We start from the raw sequence: 17,589 nt of genomic DNA on the forward strand, positions 1-17,589 counted from the left end.
CGCGCGCGCGGGTGGGGGCCGCGGCACCGGGCGGGGCGGGGCTGCGCCCCGCGGGCGGCCCGGGGGGGGGGGGGGGGGGCGGGCGGCGGCGGCCGCGGGGGGGGGGGGGGGGGGGGGGGGGCGGGGGCGGGCGCCCCCCCCCCCCCCCCCCGCCTCCAGGCGGTCGCGCTCCTGCCCGCTGGCCCGCCTGCCCGCCTGCCTGCCTGCCCGCCCGCCTGCCTGCCGGCCCGGTCGCCGAGCGGGCACGAAACGTCCCGTTCGCGGCCGCTGTGCGGCCGGTTCCGCCCGCTCGCCGAACGCGAGCGGCGAGTCGTGCCCGCTCGGCCGCTCAGCCCGGGCGACACATTCAGCCCGCTCGCGGCGGCGCCGGCGAGTGGCCCGCGGCCTACTGCACCGCGGCGCGCAGCGGCGCCGTCGCGAACTCCCGCATGCCGCGCTCGAAGTCGACCTCGGCACGCCACCCGAGCTCGGCGGCGATCCGGTCCGACGACGCCGTCACGTGCCGGACGTCCCCGAGCCGGTACTCGCCCGTGACGACCGGTCGCGGCCCCTCGGGGCCGGCGATCGCGGCCGCCATCTCGCCGATGGTGTGCACGACGCCGGAGCCGACGTTGTACGCACGGAAGGTCTCCGCCGGGAGCTCCGCCGTCGCGGCGATCGACGCGGCGTTCGCGCCGGCGACGTCGTCGACGTGCACGAAGTCGCGACGCTGGCGGCCGTCCTCGAAGACGCGAGGGGCCTCGCCGCGGGCGAGCGCCGAGCGGAACAGCGAGGCGACGCCGGCGTACGGCGTGTTCGCGGGCATGCCCGGCCCGTAGACGTTGTGGTACCGCAGGGCGATCGCGCGGCCTCCGGTGGCACGGGCCCACGACGACGCGAGGTGCTCCTGCGCGACCTTCGTCTGCGCGTACACGTTGCGGGGGTCGAGCGCGGCGGACTCGTCGATCAGGCCGGGCAGGAGCGGCGTGCCGTCCGGCCCGATCGGGTCGAACTCACCGGCGTCGAGGTCGGCGCGGCGACGGGCGGGCGGGCGCACGGGCTCGCCGGCGGCGGTCGTGTACGCCCCCTCGCCGTAGACGACCATCGAGCTCGCGACCACGAGCCGGCCGATGCCGTGGCGGTCCATGCCGGCGAGGACGTGGGCCGTGCCCGCGTCGTTCGTCGAGACGTAGTCCGGGGCGTCCTGGAAGTCGACGCCGAGGCCGACCTTGGCGGCTTGGTGGCACACCACGTCCACGCCGTCGAGGGCTGCGTCGAGGGCGACCCGGTCGCGGACGTCACCGTGCACGAACTCGATGCCCTGCTGCTGGTGGGCGGTGACGACCTCGGCGGGGTCGCCGTGCACGTCGTCGCGGAGGGAGTCGAGCACGCGCACCTCGTGGCCCTCAGCCCGGGCGCGGCGGACGATGGCGGAGCCGATGAAGCCGGCGCCGCCGGTGACGAGCAGGCGGGTCACGCGGTGGCTCCCGTGGTCGCTGCTGCGGGCCGTGCGCTCGTCATGGCGCTCGCGCTCGCCTCGGCCGGGACGAGCTCGCGCGGGGTGTAGTCGTCCGGGATCGCCGCCACGATCGAGCCGATCGCGCGGACGATCACCTCGTTCGCGCGGGCAAGACGCTCCATCACCATGCCGTGCGTGACCGGGGCCTCGCTGGTTCCGGCGGCTGCCTGCGCTTCCGCCTCGGCCTCGGACGGGGCCAGTCCGGCGTCGGCGTCGGTCACGAACGAGAGGTTCACCGTCCCGATGCCGAGCTCGGCCGCGAGGGGCACCTCCGGCGTCATCGTCATGTTGATCGTGTGGCCGCCGGCCTCGCGCATCCAGATGGACTCCGCACGCGTCGAGAACCGCGGCCCCTGGATCACCACGCACGTGCCCGTCGGGCGGGACGGCACGTCGAGGCGCTCGATCGCACCGATCGCGACGCGTCGGAGCACCGGGTCGAACGGGTCCGCGAAGGAGAGGTGCTGCACGGCGTCCTCGAAGAACGTGTCCGCGCGGCCCCACGTGCGGTCGATCAGCTGGTCGGTCACGACGAAGGTCCCCGGGGCGTAGTCGGGGTGCAGCCCGCCGACGGCGCTCGACGACACCACGGCACGGACCCCGAGCGACCGCAGCGCCCACAGGTTCGCGCGGTGGTTGATGCGGTGCGGGGCGACGGAGTGCGCGCGGCCGTGCCGAGTGAGGAACGCGACGCGCTTGCCGGCCATCGTGCCGATGCTGATCGGGCTCGACGTGGCGCCGAACGGGGTGTCGACGTCGATCTCGTCCGCGGTGCCGGGTTCGAACAGCTCGTAGAGGCCCGAACCGCCGATCACCCCGATGCGCGTCTCGTCCACAGCCCCGGTCGTGGTCACGTCGTTCTCCACAGGTCCTCCGAATGGTCCTCGGCGCGTTCTGCGCGCTCGTTACGCTACTGGGACCACCCCCGGCCGGACCGGGAGCGGGCACACTTCTCACCTGTTCGGAGGCGCACGTGCGAACGATCGGTCAGCACCGCGACGAGATCGCGGCCCTGGTCGCGCCGGTCCTGTCCGCCAGGCGCTCCGCGGTCCCGGAGGCGCGGGACATCGACGACCTCGCCACCGGTGCCGGCGGCGGACGGGGGCACCGCGTGCTCGCACGTGCCGTCGTCGCACCCGTGCCGCTCCCGCCGTTCGACAACAGCCAGATGGACGGCTTCGCCGTCCGTGCCGCCGACGCCGGTCGCGTGCTGCGGGTGGTCGCCCCGATCCCGGCGGGGACGATGCCACCGGCACTGGACCCCGGGACCGCTGCGCCGATCATGACGGGGGCGCGCATCCCGCTCGGCGCCGACGCGGTGTTCCCGGTCGAGGCCACCGACCCCGGGGCGTTCCCCGCGGCGCTGGCCTTGGCCGAGGTCACGGTGCCGGACGACCTCGCCCCCGGGACCTTCGTCCGGGCGACGGGCACCGACCTGCCGAGCGGGGGCGAGCTGGCTCCTGCCGGTGCTGCCGTGACACCCGCGGTGCTCGGGACGCTCGCCGCGGCCGGGGTCTCGACGGTCGACGTCGTCCGGCAGCTCCGGGTCCTCGTCGTGTCCACCGGCTCCGAACTCCAGGGCGCCGGTGACGCCACGATCGGCGACGCCAACGGGATCGCACTGCGGGCGGCGCTCGCCGAGATCGGGGTGGCCTCGCGGTCGGTGCGGGTGCCGGACGACGAATCGACCTTCGTCGCGGCCCTCGACGATGCGGTGGGGGACTGGGCCGACCTCGTGCTCACCACGGGGGGCATCAGCGCCGGGGCGTACGAGGTCGTGCGGCAGGCCCTCGAACCGCGGGATCTCGCCGTCACCCCCGTCGCGATGCAGCCCGGCGGCCCCCAGGCGTTCGGTACCGTCGAACTCGCCGGGCGTCCGGTCCCCGTGGTGTCCTTCCCCGGCAACCCCGTGTCGGCGCTCGTCTCGTTCGAGGTCTTCCTCCGCCCGCTCCTGGCGGCGGACGCCGGGATCCCCGACGACCGCGTCGCCGAGGTGCTGCCCGCTGCGGACACCGCGACCTCGCCGGAGGGCAAGCACCAGGTCCGGCGCGGCCGGGTCGAGGACGGCCGCGTGCACTTCGTCGGGGGTCCCAGCTCGCACCTGCTCGCGCACTACGCCACCGCCACGCACCTCGTCCACGTCCCGATCGGCACCGCCACGGTGGCGCCCGGTGACCCGCTGACCGTCTGGAGTCTCCGTTGACCGAACCAGCACCCGCCGCCAACGAACTCTCGCACGTCCGCGCCGACGGCACCGCCCACATGGTCGACGTCTCCGAGAAGGACGTCACCGCGCGGTCCGCCACCGCGACCGCGACCCTCGTCACCCGCCCCGACGTCGTCGCCCGCATCCTCGACGGCTCGCTGCCCAAGGGCGAGGTGATCGGCACCGCCCGCATCGCGGCGATCATGGCGGTGAAGAAGACCTCCGACCTCATCCCGCTCTGCCACCCGCTGCCGATCGCCGGGGTCGAGGTCGACATCACCGGCGACGACGACCGCGTCCTCGTCGAGGTGTCCGTGCGGACGACCTCACGGACCGGCGTCGAGATGGAAGCGCTGACCGGCGCGAGCATCGCGGCCCTGACCGTGTACGACATGGTGAAGGCCGTCGACCGCACGGCCACGATCACGGACGTCCGGGTGCTCGAGAAGCACGGCGGACGCTCGGGGGACTGGAGCAACCGATGACCTCGCAGCCGACCACGGGCCGGGCGGCCGTCGTGGTGGTGTCGACCCAGGCGTCCGTCGACCCCGCGCTCGACCGGACCGGTCCCGTCATCGCGGGCTGGCTCCGCGAGCGAGCCTTCACCGTGGCCGAGCCGGTCATCGTGCCCGACGGCGGACCGATCGCCGAGACGGTCTCCGCCGAGCTCCTGTCGGACGCCCGGGTCGTGATCACCACGGGCGGGACCGGCGTCACCCCGACCGACCGCACGCCCGAGGCGATCGCACCGCTCATCGACCTCGAGCTCCCGGGCATCACCGAGGAGATCCGGCGCCGCGGACTCGCCGGAGCAGGACCGACCGCGCTGCTCAGTCGTGGCATCGCGGGGATCGCCGGCAGTGGCACCCTGATCGTCACGCTCCCCGGGTCCCGCGGCGGTGTCGCCGACGGACTCGCGGTCCTCGACGGCCTGCTCGACCACGTCCTCGCCCAGGTCTCGGGCGAGGGCCACGCCCCGCGGAGCGCCTCGTGACGGACGCTGCGACGGTCGGCGACCGGGTCGTGGTGGCGGACGTCGTGGACCGCTCGATCACCGTCGACGAGGTCTCGGCCGTCGTCGCCACCGACCAGGACGGCGCCGTCGTCACCTTCGCCGGGGTCGTCCGCGACCACGACGGCGGCAAGGGCGTGACCGCGCTCGAGTACGAACGGCACCCGAGCGCCGGCGAGGTCATCGCCGAGGTGGCCCGGACCATCGCCGACGCCCACCCCCAGGTCCGCATCGCCGTGCTGCACCGCGTGGGCGCGCTCGGCATCGGGGACGTGGCGCTCGCCGCAGCCGTGTCGTCCCCGCACCGGGCAGAGGCGTTCGCTGCCTGCGGTGCGCTCGTCGACCTCGTGAAGGAGCGGGTGCCGATCTGGAAGCACCAGCGGTTCACCGACGGCTCCGACGAGTGGGTCGCCGCCCTCTGACCGGCGACCCTGTGGATCCCCGCAGCGGACCGTTGCCGGATCGCAACCGCGCCACGCGTTCGGGGCGTAGCGCCGGTTCCTAGCCGATCCATAGAATCCGAGACCATGAGCGTGCTGTTGTACGGGGCCGGCGTGGTCCTGCTGGTCTTCGCCCTGATCGACATCCTGACGAAGACCGACGACCAGATCCGTGGGCTCCCGAAGTTCGCCTGGGTGCTCCTCGTGGTCCTCGTCCCCGTCGTCGGCAGCATCGTCTGGTTCGCCGTCGGACACGACTGGGCGCCGGGCGAGCGGAACCACGGCCGGTACCTCGAGCCGGCTCGCCACGAAGACCGGTACGCCACGCTCGGCGATGCCCGCAACGCCCACGGCGACAAGCGGGTGAGCGGCACGGAGCAGGAGCTCGCCGAGCTCGAGCGCGAGATCGAGTACTGGGAGGCGCAGGCGCGCCTCAAGCGGGCGAAGGAAGCCGCCGGCGAGGGCGAGCCGACCACCGGGACCTGACCCGCGCCTCCCGACCCGCGCCGCTCCCTGACGGACGCTCGGTGCGAGGTCCCGCCCGACGTGCGACCCGAAGCCCGTCCCACGGAGCGAGGAACCTCGCACGCTGCGGACCGCCTCCCGCACCGACCACCCGGCCACGCCGCCTACCCTTGACGGGTGGCTCATCTCCTCGGCGCCGAGAACCTGCATCTCGAGTTCCCCACCAAGGTCGTCTTCGACAACGTCACCCTCGGCATCGACGAGGGCGACCGCATCGGCGTCGTCGGCCGGAACGGCGACGGCAAGTCGACCCTCCTCGCCCTGCTGTCCCAGCGCCTCGAACCGGACGGCGGCCGCGTCACGCACCGCCGCGGCCTGACCGTCGGGTACCTCGACCAGCGCGACATCCTGCCCGCGGGCGAGACCGTCGGCACCGTCGTCGTGGGTGACCTCGCCGAGCACGAGTGGGCCGGCGACCCGAAGATCCGCGACATCATCGGCGGCCTCGTGTCGGACATCCCGTGGGACGTGTCGGTGGACGAGCTGAGCGGTGGCCAGCGCCGCCGTGTCGCCCTCGCGCGCCTGCTCGTCGGCGACTGGGACGTCCTGTTCCTCGACGAGCCCACGAACCACCTCGACGTCGAGGGCATCCAGTGGCTCGCCGAGCACATCAACCGCCGGTGGTCCGCGAACCAGGGCGGCATGGTGGTCGTGACGCACGACCGGTGGTTCCTCGACGCGGTGTCGACCGACACGTGGGAGGTCCACGACGGCGTCGTCGACCCCTTCGAGGGCGGCTACGCGGCGTACATCCTCCAGCGCGTCGAGCGTGACCGGCAGGCCGCCGCGAGCGAGCAGCGCCGGCAGAACCTGGCCCGCAAGGAGCTCGCGTGGCTCCGCCGCGGCGCCCCGGCCCGCACGAGCAAGCCGAAGTTCCGCATCGACGCGGCGAACGCCCTCATCGACGACGTGCCGCCGATCCGCGACACGGTCGCCCTCGCGAAGACCGCCACCGCGCGCCTCGGCAAGGACGTCGTCGACCTGCTCGACGTCAGCGTCTCGTTCGACGGCACCGAGATCCTCGACCGCATCGAGTGGCGGATCGCGCCGGGGGAACGCACCGGCATCCTCGGCCCGAACGGCGCCGGCAAGTCGACGCTCCTCAGCCTCGTGTCCGGACGCCTGCAGCCCACGAGCGGCCGCGTGAAGACCGGCAAGACCGTTCAGGTCGCCGTCCTCGACCAGCAGCTCGCCGACCTCGCGCAGTTCGCCGATGACCGCGTCCGCGAGGTCGTCGCCCGCAAGAAGACGAGCTACGTCGCCGACGGCAAGGAGATGACGCCGTCCCAGCTGCTCGAGCGGCTCGGCTTCACCTCGGCGCAGCTCTCCACGCCGGTGAAGGACCTCAGCGGTGGCCAGAAGCGCCGCCTGCAGCTCATGCTCATCCTGCTCGACGAGCCGAACGTGCTGATCCTCGACGAGCCCACGAACGACCTCGACACCGACATGCTCGCCGCCATGGAGGACCTGCTCGACACCTGGCCCGGCACCCTCCTCGTCGTGAGCCACGACCGGTACCTGCTCGAGCGCGTGACCGACCAGCAGTACGCCGTGCTCGGCGGGCACCTGCGGCACCTGCCGGGCGGCGTCGACGAGTACATGCGGCTCCGTGCGGCCGGCACCGGTGGCGGGACCGCGTCCGCGGCTGCCGCCGCGTCTGCCGGGAGGCCCGACACGGCTGGCGGGACCGGCTCGGCCGGTCCCGTGGCCGGGTCCACCGCCACGCCCGGTCCCGGCGCGTCGGCTGCGGCCGCCTCGGGCTTGTCGGGCGCGGAGCGTCGGACGGCCGAGAAGGAGATGTCGGCGCTCGACCGCAAGATCGCGAAGATCGGTGCCGACCGGAAGCAGCTGCTCGACCAGTTCGCGACGCACGACCAGTCCGACTACGCCGGGCTCGGCGAGCTGCAGGCTCGCCTGGCCGGTCTGGAGGCCGAGGTGGAGCAGCTCGAGGAGCGCTGGCTCGAGGTCGCGGAGCAGCTCGGGGTCTGAGCGGGTCTACTCCGCTGGCTTCGCGTCCTCGGGGGCCCCGCCGCCGGGATTCGCGACGACCTCCCACAGGTGCCCGTCGGGGTCCTGGAAGAAGCCGGACCACATGCCCCACGGCCGCGTGTACGGCGGCGCGAGCATCGTCGCACCGGCGGCACGCGCGCGGTCGAGGAACACCTCGGCGTCGGCCTGGCTGTCCACGAAGTGCCCGATCGTACTGCTCGGCGCGGTCGCGAGGGCGACCCCGGAGTCCTTCGCCATGTCGTCGCGGCCGTACACACTGACGATGAGTCCGTCGTCGAGCGTGAACATCGCCGTGGTGCCGCCCGCCTCGGTGTCGGTCGCGGGGTACTCGGCGCCGATCACCCCGCTGCCGTCGATCCCGAGCAGGGCGCGGTAGAACTCCGCCGAGCGTGCGACGTCGGCGACGGCCAGGGTGATCGCGTGCATGGGCCGGAGGCTACCCCCGCAGCGCCGGAGCGTGTCCGCCGCACCGCCACAACGCCGCTGCCAGGGCGTCGATCTCCTTCCGGGCACCGGAGTCGCTCGTGCCCTCGGCGAAGACGGTGAACACGACGCGGTCCCCGCCGACCTCGTCGGTCACCCCGGTCAGGCCGTACATGTCGTCGAGCGTCCCGGTCTTGCCGCGGACGTGCCCGCGGGCGTCCGCTGCGGCACCGGTGAAGCGGCCGTGGTCGCCGAGCGTGCCCGTCCGTCCCGCGACCGCGAGCCTGGCGTCGACCGGACCGAGGCCGTCCTGCTTCGAAGCGACGGCGCGCATCAGCGTGGTGAGTGCCGAGGCGGGTACCCGGTTGTCGGGGCTGAGGCCCGAGCCGTCGACGAGGCGCAGGCCTCCGGTCGGCACCCCGTAGCGCACCAGGGCCTTCGTGCTCCCGGCCTGCACGGCGTCGAAGGAGCGGCCGGCGCCCTCGGCGATGGCGACGTGGCGGGCGAGCACCTCGGCGAGGGTGTCGTCGGAGTCCGTGAGCAGCATCCCGACCAGTTCCGACACCGTCGCCGACCGCACGGTCGCGAGCACCTGCGCGCCGGACGGCGCCGGCACCGAGGTCGTGTCCACCCGGACGTCCGGCCCGAGGAGTGCCGCGAACGCCGTCGCAGCGCGCGCGACCGCCCCGGCGCTCCGCAGCGAGTACGACTCGGTCGGGTCGTCGCGGTCTCCGTCGACCATGAGCGACGTGATGTTCGAGACGCTGCCGCTGGTCCGGGCGCTCTCCGGCCAGCTCGGGTGCCACGCCGGCCCGTCGAACAGGCTGGTGTCGACCTGCACCGAGGTCACCGGCTGCCCTGCACGAGCCTCGAGCACCTGCCGCGCCAGGTCGTCGAGGTGCGGTGCGTGCGGATAGACGCTGTCCTGACCGGACGGCAGCCGGCTCAGGGTCGGGTCACCGCCGCCGACCAGCACGACCGCGCCCGGATCGGTGCCCGCGACGACCCGGGTCGTGAACCGGTGGTCGGGTCCCAGCGCGGACACCGCCGCGGCTGCCGTGACGACCTTCATCGTGCTGCCGGTCTGCGTCGGCTCGTCACCCCGGTGCGTCAGGACCGTCTTCCCCGTCCGGGCCGATCGCGCGTCGAGGAACAGCGCACCGTGGTGCCAGCGGGCGGCGAGGTCGTCCGCGGTGCAGAGCTCGCCCGCCGCCTTCGCCTGGCGCTGCGCCCCGATGGCCGAGGTCGTGGCCGTGATGCCCGCCGCCAGCAGCAGGAGCACCAGCACGAAGAGCAGGGTGGAGCGGCGGCGACGGATGAGGGCGCGGAGTCGGGGCACGTCGATCATCGTGGCCGGAGCCGGCGTCGTCGCACATCGACCCGACGACCGAAGCCCGGCCCGTGGAATCGGCCGAACGGATGAAGCCGCTCGGCGGTCGGATCAGTCGCCGAGCCCGAGGATGAGTCGTCGGAGCAACCCCGACAGCTGGTCCTGCTCGGTGTCGGACACCCCGGCGAGGATGGCCCGCTCGGCGGCCAGCAGGTCCGCGATCGCGGCGTCGACCGCTGCGCGCCCGTCGGCGGTCAACGACACGAGGATGCCCCGGCCGTCCTTCGGGTCGGTCCGACGCGCGACGAGCCCGCGGGCAGCCAGCCGGTCCACCCGGTTCGTCATCGTGCCGCTCGACACCAGCGTCTGCTGGAGGAGCGTCTTCGGGCTCAGCTCGTACGGCTCACCCGCCCGCCGCAGTGCCGACAGGACGTCGAACTCCCACGGCTCGACGTCGCTCGCGTCGAACGCCGCCCGTCGTGCACGGTCGAGGTGTCGGGCGAGCCGGTCGACGCGGGACAGGACCTCGAGCGGGCCGAAGTCCAGGTCGGCGCGCTCGCGACCCCACGCCGCGACGATGCGGTCGACCTCGTCCTCCTGCGGCATCCCACCATCTTGGCGGAAGCAGGGGCTGCACGGCCAGCCGCCGCGGCCCGTGCCCGGGGATCAGTCGAACGCGAGCACGATCTTGTCCCGGGTCTCGCCCGACTCGAGGAGCCGGTGCGCCTCGCGGGCTTCCCGGACCGGCAGCGTCAGGCGTCGCTTGAGGCGGAGCGCTCCGGACGCGAGCAACGGCATCGTGACCGCCAGCGCGTCCGGCGCACGGTCGGGGCTCGGGTGGGACAGGAGCGCTCCGGACGAGGCGACCTCCGGGCCCCCGACGAGGGTGACGACCCTGCCGGGGTCACCGACCACGGACACCGCCTCGGCCAGGCCGCCGCGACCGGCCGCGTCGATGACCGCGTCCACCGTCGTGTCGACGTGGTCGAAGACACCGGGACCGGACGCGACGAACTCGCCGCCGAGGTCGCGGACGAGCGCGGCGTCGTGTTCCCTCGCGACGCCGATCACCCGGATGCCCCGGGTCCGCGCCAGTTGCACGACCATGCTCCCGACCGCGCCGGCGGCACCGAGCACGACGAGCGTCCCTCCGGGCTCGATCCCGACGGCGCGCATCGTGCCGACGGCGGCGTCGGCCGAGGCGGGCAAGGCGGCCGCGGCGTCCCACGGCACCGAAGCGGGCTTCGGGTACCAGACCGGGGTGGCGACGAGCTCGCCGTACCCGCCCTGGGCCGGCAACAGCGCGGCGACCTCGTCCCCGACGCGCGCATCGGCCCCGGCTCCGACCTCCTCCACGACACCGGCCGCCTCGAATCCCAGGACGTCGCCGGGGCGCTGCGGGAAGACCGACGTGAGGTTACCGGCGCGGATGTGCAGGTCGGTCGGGCCGACCGCCGCCGTCCGGACACGGAGGAGGACCTCGCCCGGCCGGACCACCGGCGGCTGCACTGAGCGCCACTGCAGGACCTCCGGACCTCCGAAGGCTGAGATCACGATCGCGTTCGACATGGTGCTTCCGTTCCTGTGGCCGGCGAGGACTGCTTCCCCGTCCCTGCACCGTAGGCAGTTCTCGGGAGGCCGAGCGTGTCCATGGCGCGGACACCCTGCCCAGGAGTGCGCCGTCGGACTCGTCGGTCGTGGGAGGATGGCCGGGCGCCTCCGTGCGCGTTCCGCCTTGGTGTAATGGCAGCACGACGGCCTTTGGTGCCGTTAGGTCCGGGTTCGAATCCTGGAGGCGGAGCTCGGCTCGATCAGAACATCGTGTTCGCGTTGGCCGCTTGCTCCGGTACCTGCTGCATCACGTCCCAGTGCTCGACGATGCGTCCGTCCTCGAGCCGCCACACGTCCGCGACGGCCATGCCGCGGTCGCCCGGTGCGAGGTGGAACGCACTGTGGGTGACGACGAGGTCGCCCTCGGCGACGGTCCGCTTGACGTCCACGTGGAGTCCGGGGAACCGTGTGCGCATGGAGTGCACGTAGGCGATGAATGCCTCCGCACCGTCAGGGGCCGAGGGGTTGTGCTGCACGTAGCTCGTGCCGAGGGCGCGCGATGCCGCGGCCTCGGGCTCGCCGTCGTTGAACGACTGCGTGTAGAAGCCCACGACGGTCTCGGTGTTCTCGGCGGTCGACATGGGTGTTCCTCTCCGCGATGCGCCCTCTGCGTTCCGCTGACCAGATCTTCGCCGGTCGCGCGGCCCGGCAGCCTGCCCCCGACCGGGACACGCTCCCGGGCCGTCGCCTCCGTACGGTCGCTGGCACCAACCGAACGGAGATCCGATGCCCGCTGTACAGTTCACCCGCGAGTCACCCGAGGTCGGACGCGTGGTCGTCTCCGATCCACCCGTCGGCCTGATGACGGGGGCGACCGTTCACGGCCTGGCCGACGTCGTCGCGGGGCTTGCGGGCGACTCGGACCTCAAGGTGCTCGTCTTCGAGAGCAGCACCGACGACTTCTTCCTCAACCACTTCGACCTCGCGCGGATCGACGACTTCCCCGGAGGTGCGGCCTGGCTCGATCTCGTCGTCGCGCTGTCGGAGGCCCGGTACATCACGGTCGCGGTGATCCGTGGGCGCACGCGCGGCGGCGGCAACGAGCTCGCGCTCGCACTGGATCTGCGGTACGCGAGCCGGCAGCGCGCCCGCTTCGGACAGCCCGAGGTCGGCACGGCGGTCGTCCCTGGTGGTGGCGGGACGGAGCGACTACCCCGACAGATCGGACGTGACCGCGCGCTGGAGGTCATCCTGACCAGCGCGGACTACGACGCAGACACCGCCGAGCGCTGGGGGTGGGTGACGCGTGCGCTCGACGACGACCAGCTCGACGAGTACGTGGCCGGCGTCATCGGGCGCCTCGCTTCCTTCGACGGCGACGCGCTCGCGACCGCGAAGGCGATGGTCAACCGTGCCACCCTCCCGCCGAAGGCCGACCTCGAGTCCGCCTACCGCACCTTCGAGGAACGCATGGCGAGCCCGTCGTACCGCGCACGGGCGGCGGCCGGTGCTGCGCGTCTCGACGACGACCAGCTGCTCGCCCTGGAACTCGAACTCGGTGAGTTCATCGGAGCGGCCGCTCGACGTCGGGTCGCCGACGCGTGAGACGGCGGACGGGAGGCGCGGTGCGGGCCCGACCCGCGCCTCCCGTCCGATCTGCGGTCGCGACGGGAATACCTGACGCGTCAGGTAGTTGTAGCCGCTGTGCAACAGCGACTGAGCGAGCGACAACTGGCCACGTGGCAACGGCTCCAGGTGGTGACGGAGCGGCTGCGCCGCCGTGTCGGCGCCGACCTGCGCGACGGAGCCGACCTGTCGGAGGCGGAGTTCACGGTGCTCGCGCACCTGGTCGACATGGGCGGCGACGCCCGGCCGACGACGTGCGCCGCGGCGATCGGCTGGGACTCCAGTCGCCTCGCCCACCAGCTGCGCCGGCTCGAGCGACGAGGACTGGTCGAACGGCGCGGAGGCCTCCGGGACGCGCGCGGATCGTCGATCGTGATCACCGACTCCGGGCGGTCCGCCCACCGGGCCGCCGTCGGTTCGCACCTCCGTGCTGCGGCGACGTGGTTCGGCGACGCGCTCGACGACGCAGCACTGGCAGGGCTCGACGGCGCACTGCGCGCGCTCGAGGAGCACATGCGCCGATTGGACGGCGACGGACCGGACGACGGACGTCCGGAAGCAGACGAACACGAGGAGCACGGACGATGAGCACCATCGACACATGGACGACACCCACTGCGGACCTGACAGGACGGACGGTCGTCGTGGTCGGCGGCAGCGGCGGCGTGGGGGAGGGCGTGGTCCGGTCGGTGCTCGCCGCGGGCGCGACCGTGATCGCGACCGGACGGGACGGCGCGCGACTCGATGCCGTCGCGGCACGGCTCGCGACGGCCGGGCTCCCCGGCACCCTGCACACGAGGGTGCTCGACGCGATGAACCCCGGGCTGGACGACGACGTGACCGCGATGGCGCAGGAGTTCGGGGCGTTCGACGGCGTGGTCGTGTCGCTCGCATCCTGGGGCGACCAGGGCCGGAAGCCGGCGCTGGCGCTCGACGACGACGAGTGGCAGCGCCTGCTGGACGGCAACCTGACGAGTGTCTTCCGGGTCTTCCGGGCGTTCCTGCCGCGGATCACCGGGACCGGAGTGCTCATGCAGTTGAACGGCATGAGCGCGGACATCCCGTTCCCCGGGAGTGCCGGGGTCGCGCTGAGCGCCGCGGCGACGAAGTCCCTCTCCCTGACGCTGGACGCCGAGCTCGGCGGACGCGGTCCACGCGTCGCGCAGCTCGTGCTCGGGGTGGTCCGGACCCGCGCCCGGCAGGCCGCCGGGATCGACGACCCGCGGTGGATCGACGCGACCCAGGTCGGCGACCACGTCGCGCACCTGGTCGCCGGGAGCAGCCCGCTCGCCCGCACCGCCCTGCAGTACTTCACCGATCGAGCCGAGGGCCCGCGTCCCGGGTCCACCGTGCGCTGAACCGAGGAACCATGGACATCGTCCGACCCAGCGACACCGGGTACGCCGCACTGCAGCACGTCTACTCGAGCACCGGCCGACCGGGATCGATCCTGCTCCCGCGCACGACGACCGAGGTCGCCGAGGCGCTCGCGATCGTGCGCGCGTCGGGGCGCCCGTTCGCGGTGCGCAGCGGCGGGCACGGCATCAGCAGCATCGCCACCAACACCGGTGGCGACGTGATCGACCTCCGTGCCCTCGCGTCCGTCGAGCCCCGGGGCGGCCGGTCGGTCCGCGTCGGGCCCGGCGCGCGCTGGGGCGCCGTGGCGTGGGCGCTCGCCCCGCACGGCCTCGCGATCAGCTCCGGCGATTCCGGTGACGTCGGGGTCGGCGGCCTCGCCACGACCGGTGGCATCGGCCTGATGGGCCGTGCGCACGGCCTCACCATCGACCGCCTGCGAGGCGCGGAGATCGTCACGGCGGACGGGACCGCACGGCGCGTCTCCGGCGACGAGGAACCAGACCTGTTCTGGGCGATCCGTGGCGCCGGCGCGAACTTCGGGATCGTCACGGCGTTCGACTTCGAGGCCTCGGAGACCGCCGACGTCGTGCAGACCACCGCGGTGTACCAGCCGATCGACCTCGCTGCGTTCCTGCAAGCCTGGGGCCGGACGGTGGAGACCGCGGCGCGTCCGGTGTCAGCCTTCCTCTACCTGGGGGCGGGGCCGACGCCGTTCGCGCAGGCGACCATCGTGTACGCCGGCGACGACCTGGAGGCGGCGGCCCCGGAGATCGAACGCTTCCTGCGGATCCCGGGCCTGGCCGGGCAGCGGGCCGCCGTGACGCCGTACGCGGCGGTACCGCTGACGAGCGGTGCGCCGCACACCGGGCAGCAGCGTGCTGCCACCCACACCGGGCTGGCCGTGCACCTCGACCAAGACCTGTCCGACCGGATCGCGGTGTTGCTCCGCAGCGCCGGCGTGGACATGGTCCAGATCCGCTCGGTCGGCGGCGCGATCAACGACGTCGACCCGGCGGCGACCGCCTACGCGCACCGGCACCAGAACTTCTCGGTGACCGCGGTGTCGGTCCGGGGCGGCGACGCGTTCCACGACGCGTGGGAGTCCGTGCACCCTCGGATGGACGGCATGTACCTGAGCTTCGAGACCGATCACGCACCGAGCGCCGTGGCCGAGGCGTTCCCGCCGGCGACGCTCGCGCGACTGCGGGACCTCAAGGCCCGGTGGGACCCCGACGACCTGTTCGACCAGAACTTCGACGTGTCGCGGACATCGGCGGAGCTCAGCTGAGGGCGACGGCGCCCGCGATGCGGTCCGCGAGGTCCGCGAGCGCGGCGGCGCTGTCGGACCCCGGCACGGCGTGGTACGCGCAGAGCAGGTACCCCGGTGTGTTCGGGACCACGAACGTCTGGTGGCGGAGCGTGATCTGTCCGTACCCGTCGACCGAGGGCCGGACATCCCCGTCGTAGTACGGGTCGACCTCGTGGCGCTCCCAGAGCCGGCGGAACACCGGGTCCGCCTCGGCGAGCCTCGCCGCGGTCTCGTGGAGCCGGGGGTCGTACGGGTGCCCGTAGAACCGCATGCGGCGTGCGGTCCGGTCGGCGAGCGCCGGCCAGGTCGGCAGCGCTCGGACCTCCGGGAAGGTGAAGACCACCTCGGGGATGCTCCTGCCGACCTCGAGCCCGAGCGGGACCACCCACCGCGCGAGGGCGTTCGAGAGCACGACCTCGTGGCGGGAGTTGATGATGTACGCGGGTGTGTTCGGCCAGGAGTCGAGGATGGCGGACATCGCCTCGATCGAGACCGCGGCCTCGGCCGCCGCCACGTCCAGCGGCTGCACCGTGCTGAGCCGCAGCAGGTGCTGGACGCCGGCATCGTCGAGCCGCAGTGCCCGGGCCAACGCGTGGAGGACCTGTTCGGACGGTGCGCGGTCGCGACCCTGCTCCAGCCGCAGGTAGTACTCCTGGCTGATCCCCGCGAGCCCGGCGACCTCGTCGCGACGGAGCCCCGGGACCCGGCGGCGCGTGTGCGACCGTACGTCGACGTCCTCGGGGCGGGTCGCCGCCCGACGCGCTCGGAGGTAGTCGCCGAGCGGTGTCCCTGTCGCGATCACGACCCGTCCTCCCTCCCTGCCGGCGCGTCCGGCGCCGTGGTTCCTCCATCCTGGCGCAGTCCCGGTCCCGGGATGCGCCAGGTGTCCCCGACGGGGACACCCTCGCGCCTGCTCGGACCCGTACCGTCGGCGCAGTGCGAAGGGAGTGCCGTGCACGATCCACCGGTCCGCCGGGCGCACGTCACCGTCGCCGCCCGTTTCGACTGCTCGCCGAGCGCGACGTGGTCCCGTTTCGTCGACTTCGCCGACGGGCACGTCGGTCCCGACGGTGCGACCGAGCTCCTCGCGCCCGGTACGAGTCGCTGGATCCGGCGGCTCCCTGGCGACCTGGGCGTCGTCGAGGAGCGTTCCCGCACCGAGGACGGCGTCGTCGCCTATCGCGCTCGCGTCCCCGGCGGTTCGGCGGTCGACGACGTGGACGGCGTCGTCCGCGTGTCCCAGGAGGCAGAGGGGAGCCTCGTCACGTGGACGACCGAAGCGGTCACCGCCCCGTCCGCGTCCGAGCGCGAGCGCGTCCGGCAGTGGCTGGCGGATCGACTCCGGACCGCCGGGGGCACGGTCCTCGCCCCCCTCACCATGGACGTGTGGCTCGGCGGCTACCGGGACGTCGCCCGCACCGGTCTCGACGGCACGGGCACCGCGACGTGGTCGCCCACGACGGCGACCCTGGTCTCCGGCGAACACGACGCCGTCCTCGTCGACGCCCTGATGACGGCGGACGAGGCCGACGCCCTGGTCGAGTGGATCCGAGGCAGCGGGAAACGGCTCCGGACCGTCGTGGTCACCCAGGGCCAGGCAGACCACTTCTTCGGCCTCGGTCGCGTTCTGCGGGCGTTCCCCGACGCGGTCGCGACGGCCGTCGCCGACGTCGCCACGCGTGCGCTCGACCAGACGGCGCCCGCACACCGTTCCCGGTGGGAGTCGTTGTTCCCCGGACGGCTCCCCGGATCCCTCACCGCTCCGACCCCCGACCCGGCCGGGGTCGTCGACCTCGAGGGCCATGCACTGCAGCTGTTCGACGTGGGACGGATCGGCGACCGGCCGACGAGCCTGGTGTCGGTCCGGCACCTCGACGCGGTGATCGGCGGCGACCTCGTCTACAACCGCGTGCACCCGTGGCTCGTCGGCACGGACGCGGATTCCCGACGGAGCTGGGCGCGGGCACTCGACCTCGTCGAGGCGCTGCGTCCGGCATGGGTGATCGCGAGTCACCGGCACCCGGCTTCCCGTTCCGACGCCGCTCGACCGCAGGTCGCCGCGCTCCGCAGGTACCTCGGCGACGTCGAGACGGTGCTCGCGGACCACGGTGATGCCGGTGGGTTCGTCCGCGAGATGCTCCGGCGGTGGCCGCGGTTCGGCAACCGATCGACGTTGGAGGCCTCCGCGGTGGCCCTGTACACGATGGGCCCCCCGCCATCGGAGGCCGACTTGCCAGACCTGCTCCCGCGTCGTCCGCAGGAGGAGGCGGACGAGCCGACGGACCTCGTCTGAGACGCGA

Annotated in this window: 19 protein-coding genes, 1 tRNA gene and 1 pseudogene; 13 read left to right on the plus strand and 8 right to left on the minus strand. The window is 73.6% G+C overall.

The features are described 5' to 3' along the window. Window positions 1-385: 385 nt before the first annotated feature. Window positions 386-1,456, minus strand: a complete 1,071-nt coding sequence (locus J2X60_RS17190; protein WP_261645787.1) for an NAD-dependent epimerase/dehydratase family protein — start codon at window positions 1,454-1,456, stop codon at window positions 386-388. Continuing rightward, entirely contained in the window at window positions 1,453-2,352 is a 900-nt protein-coding gene (locus J2X60_RS17195; RefSeq protein ID WP_309889230.1) for an MTAP family purine nucleoside phosphorylase, read from the minus strand. Before J2X60_RS17195 ends, J2X60_RS17190 begins: the two co-directional genes overlap by 4 nt. Before the next feature lie 119 nt (window positions 2,353-2,471). On the opposite strand from J2X60_RS17195, the gene glp reads away from it, so the two are divergent. The 7 genes and pseudogenes from glp (at window position 2,472) to J2X60_RS17225 (ending at window position 7,670) form a co-directional block, all read left to right on the plus strand. Further along, window positions 2,472-3,701 carry a gephyrin-like molybdotransferase Glp gene (gene glp, locus J2X60_RS17200; RefSeq protein ID WP_309889231.1) on the plus strand — a complete coding sequence of 410 codons (1,230 nt, stop codon included), beginning with the start codon at window positions 2,472-2,474 and terminating at the stop codon, window positions 3,699-3,701. Beyond that, a complete protein-coding gene (gene moaC, locus J2X60_RS17205) occupies window positions 3,698-4,189 on the plus strand; it encodes a cyclic pyranopterin monophosphate synthase MoaC (RefSeq protein ID WP_309889233.1) in 492 nt (163 codons plus the stop codon). The genes glp and moaC overlap by 4 nt, the downstream gene beginning before the upstream one ends. Next, window positions 4,186-4,698 carry a molybdopterin-binding protein gene (locus J2X60_RS17210; protein ID WP_309889235.1) on the plus strand — a complete coding sequence of 171 codons (513 nt, stop codon included), beginning with the start codon at window positions 4,186-4,188 and terminating at the stop codon, window positions 4,696-4,698. Before moaC ends, J2X60_RS17210 begins: the two co-directional genes overlap by 4 nt. Next, window positions 4,695-5,138, plus strand: coding sequence for a molybdenum cofactor biosynthesis protein MoaE (locus tag J2X60_RS17215; protein WP_309889238.1), 444 nt, complete (start codon window positions 4,695-4,697; stop codon window positions 5,136-5,138). Before J2X60_RS17210 ends, J2X60_RS17215 begins: the two co-directional genes overlap by 4 nt. A gap of 105 nt (window positions 5,139-5,243) precedes the next feature. Then, a complete protein-coding gene (locus J2X60_RS17220; RefSeq protein WP_070416948.1) occupies window positions 5,244-5,642 on the plus strand; it encodes a PLDc N-terminal domain-containing protein in 399 nt (132 codons plus the stop codon). Between the two features lie 156 nt (window positions 5,643-5,798). Further along, window positions 5,799-6,267, plus strand: a pseudogene (locus J2X60_RS19065) (ATP-binding cassette domain-containing protein); the annotation flags it as partial. A gap of 56 nt (window positions 6,268-6,323) precedes the next feature. Further along, window positions 6,324-7,670 (plus strand): ABC-F family ATP-binding cassette domain-containing protein, encoded by a 1,347-nt coding sequence (locus J2X60_RS17225; protein WP_396127812.1) that lies wholly within the window; start codon window positions 6,324-6,326, stop codon window positions 7,668-7,670. 6 nt (window positions 7,671-7,676) lie between these two features. Here J2X60_RS17225 and J2X60_RS17230 read toward each other — a convergent pair whose 3' ends face one another. The 4 genes from J2X60_RS17230 to J2X60_RS17245 all read right to left on the minus strand — a co-directional run bounded on the left by J2X60_RS17230 (window position 7,677) and on the right by J2X60_RS17245 (window position 11,013). After that, window positions 7,677-8,117, minus strand: coding sequence for a VOC family protein (locus J2X60_RS17230; RefSeq protein ID WP_309889242.1), 441 nt, complete (start codon window positions 8,115-8,117; stop codon window positions 7,677-7,679). A gap of 10 nt (window positions 8,118-8,127) precedes the next feature. Then, complete coding sequence (gene dacB / locus J2X60_RS17235) at window positions 8,128-9,453, minus strand: D-alanyl-D-alanine carboxypeptidase/D-alanyl-D-alanine-endopeptidase (protein ID WP_309889244.1); 1,326 nt, start codon at window positions 9,451-9,453, stop codon at window positions 8,128-8,130. Window positions 9,454-9,555: 102 nt separating this feature from the next. Beyond that, a complete protein-coding gene (locus J2X60_RS17240; RefSeq protein ID WP_070416944.1) occupies window positions 9,556-10,050 on the minus strand; it encodes a MarR family winged helix-turn-helix transcriptional regulator in 495 nt (164 codons plus the stop codon). Between the two features lie 60 nt (window positions 10,051-10,110). Then, window positions 10,111-11,013, minus strand: coding sequence for an NADP-dependent oxidoreductase (locus tag J2X60_RS17245; RefSeq protein ID WP_071295080.1), 903 nt, complete (start codon window positions 11,011-11,013; stop codon window positions 10,111-10,113). Between the two features lie 160 nt (window positions 11,014-11,173). Here J2X60_RS17245 and J2X60_RS17250 point away from each other — a divergent pair. Beyond that, a tRNA-Gln gene (locus tag J2X60_RS17250) sits at window positions 11,174-11,245 on the plus strand. 10 nt (window positions 11,246-11,255) lie between these two features. Here the strand turns inward: J2X60_RS17250 and J2X60_RS17255 are convergent. Further along, a complete protein-coding gene (locus J2X60_RS17255) occupies window positions 11,256-11,636 on the minus strand; it encodes an ester cyclase (protein ID WP_071303543.1) in 381 nt (126 codons plus the stop codon). Window positions 11,637-11,781: 145 nt separating this feature from the next. Here J2X60_RS17255 and J2X60_RS17260 point away from each other — a divergent pair, with 145 nt between their 5' ends. The 4 genes from J2X60_RS17260 (at window position 11,782) to J2X60_RS17275 (ending at window position 15,268) form a co-directional block, all read left to right on the plus strand. Next, the gene (locus J2X60_RS17260; RefSeq protein WP_309889253.1) at window positions 11,782-12,600 is read left to right on the plus strand and encodes an enoyl-CoA hydratase/isomerase family protein; all 819 of its coding nucleotides are present in this window, start codon (window positions 11,782-11,784) and stop codon (window positions 12,598-12,600) included. A gap of 153 nt (window positions 12,601-12,753) precedes the next feature. Further along, window positions 12,754-13,209, plus strand: coding sequence for a MarR family winged helix-turn-helix transcriptional regulator (locus tag J2X60_RS17265; protein WP_254790778.1), 456 nt, complete (start codon window positions 12,754-12,756; stop codon window positions 13,207-13,209). Continuing rightward, window positions 13,206-13,979, plus strand: a complete 774-nt coding sequence (locus tag J2X60_RS17270; RefSeq protein WP_309889256.1) for an SDR family NAD(P)-dependent oxidoreductase — start codon at window positions 13,206-13,208, stop codon at window positions 13,977-13,979. The genes J2X60_RS17265 and J2X60_RS17270 overlap by 4 nt, the downstream gene beginning before the upstream one ends. Window positions 13,980-13,990: 11 nt before the next feature. After that, window positions 13,991-15,268 carry an FAD-dependent oxidoreductase gene (locus J2X60_RS17275; protein WP_309889258.1) on the plus strand — a complete coding sequence of 426 codons (1,278 nt, stop codon included), beginning with the start codon at window positions 13,991-13,993 and terminating at the stop codon, window positions 15,266-15,268. On the opposite strand, the gene J2X60_RS17280 is transcribed toward J2X60_RS17275, so the two are convergent. Continuing rightward, on the minus strand, window positions 15,261-16,091 hold the full coding sequence (locus J2X60_RS17280) for a helix-turn-helix transcriptional regulator (RefSeq protein WP_175473757.1): 831 nt from the start codon (window positions 16,089-16,091) through the stop codon (window positions 15,261-15,263). The genes J2X60_RS17275 and J2X60_RS17280 overlap by 8 nt on opposite strands. Before the next feature lie 150 nt (window positions 16,092-16,241). Between J2X60_RS17280 and J2X60_RS17285 the strand changes: the two genes are divergently transcribed. Continuing rightward, window positions 16,242-17,582, plus strand: coding sequence for an MBL fold metallo-hydrolase (locus J2X60_RS17285; protein WP_309889261.1), 1,341 nt, complete (start codon window positions 16,242-16,244; stop codon window positions 17,580-17,582). Window positions 17,583-17,589 lie beyond the last annotated feature (7 nt).

Origin of the sequence: Curtobacterium sp. 320 (assembly GCF_031455235.1) — a bacterium.
Lineage (GTDB): Bacteria > Actinomycetota > Actinomycetes > Actinomycetales > Microbacteriaceae > Curtobacterium.

Coding starts and splice junctions, on each gene's coding strand:
- J2X60_RS17245 (WP_071295080.1), bottom strand. CDS start 11,013: ATGTCGAACGCGATCGTGATCTCAGCCTTCGGAGGTCCGGAGGTCCTG.
- J2X60_RS17230 (WP_309889242.1), bottom strand. CDS start 8,117: ATGCACGCGATCACCCTGGCCGTCGCCGACGTCGCACGCTCGGCGGAG.
- J2X60_RS17240 (WP_070416944.1), bottom strand. CDS start 10,050: ATGCCGCAGGAGGACGAGGTCGACCGCATCGTCGCGGCGTGGGGTCGC.
- J2X60_RS17220 (WP_070416948.1), top strand. CDS start 5,244: ATGAGCGTGCTGTTGTACGGGGCCGGCGTGGTCCTGCTGGTCTTCGCC.
- J2X60_RS17260 (WP_309889253.1), top strand. CDS start 11,782: ATGCCCGCTGTACAGTTCACCCGCGAGTCACCCGAGGTCGGACGCGTG.
- J2X60_RS17225 (WP_396127812.1), top strand. CDS start 6,324: ATGGTGGTCGTGACGCACGACCGGTGGTTCCTCGACGCGGTGTCGACC.
- J2X60_RS17210 (WP_309889235.1), top strand. CDS start 4,186: ATGACCTCGCAGCCGACCACGGGCCGGGCGGCCGTCGTGGTGGTGTCG.
- J2X60_RS17275 (WP_309889258.1), top strand. CDS start 13,991: ATGGACATCGTCCGACCCAGCGACACCGGGTACGCCGCACTGCAGCAC.
- J2X60_RS17270 (WP_309889256.1), top strand. CDS start 13,206: ATGAGCACCATCGACACATGGACGACACCCACTGCGGACCTGACAGGA.
- J2X60_RS17255 (WP_071303543.1), bottom strand. CDS start 11,636: ATGTCGACCGCCGAGAACACCGAGACCGTCGTGGGCTTCTACACGCAG.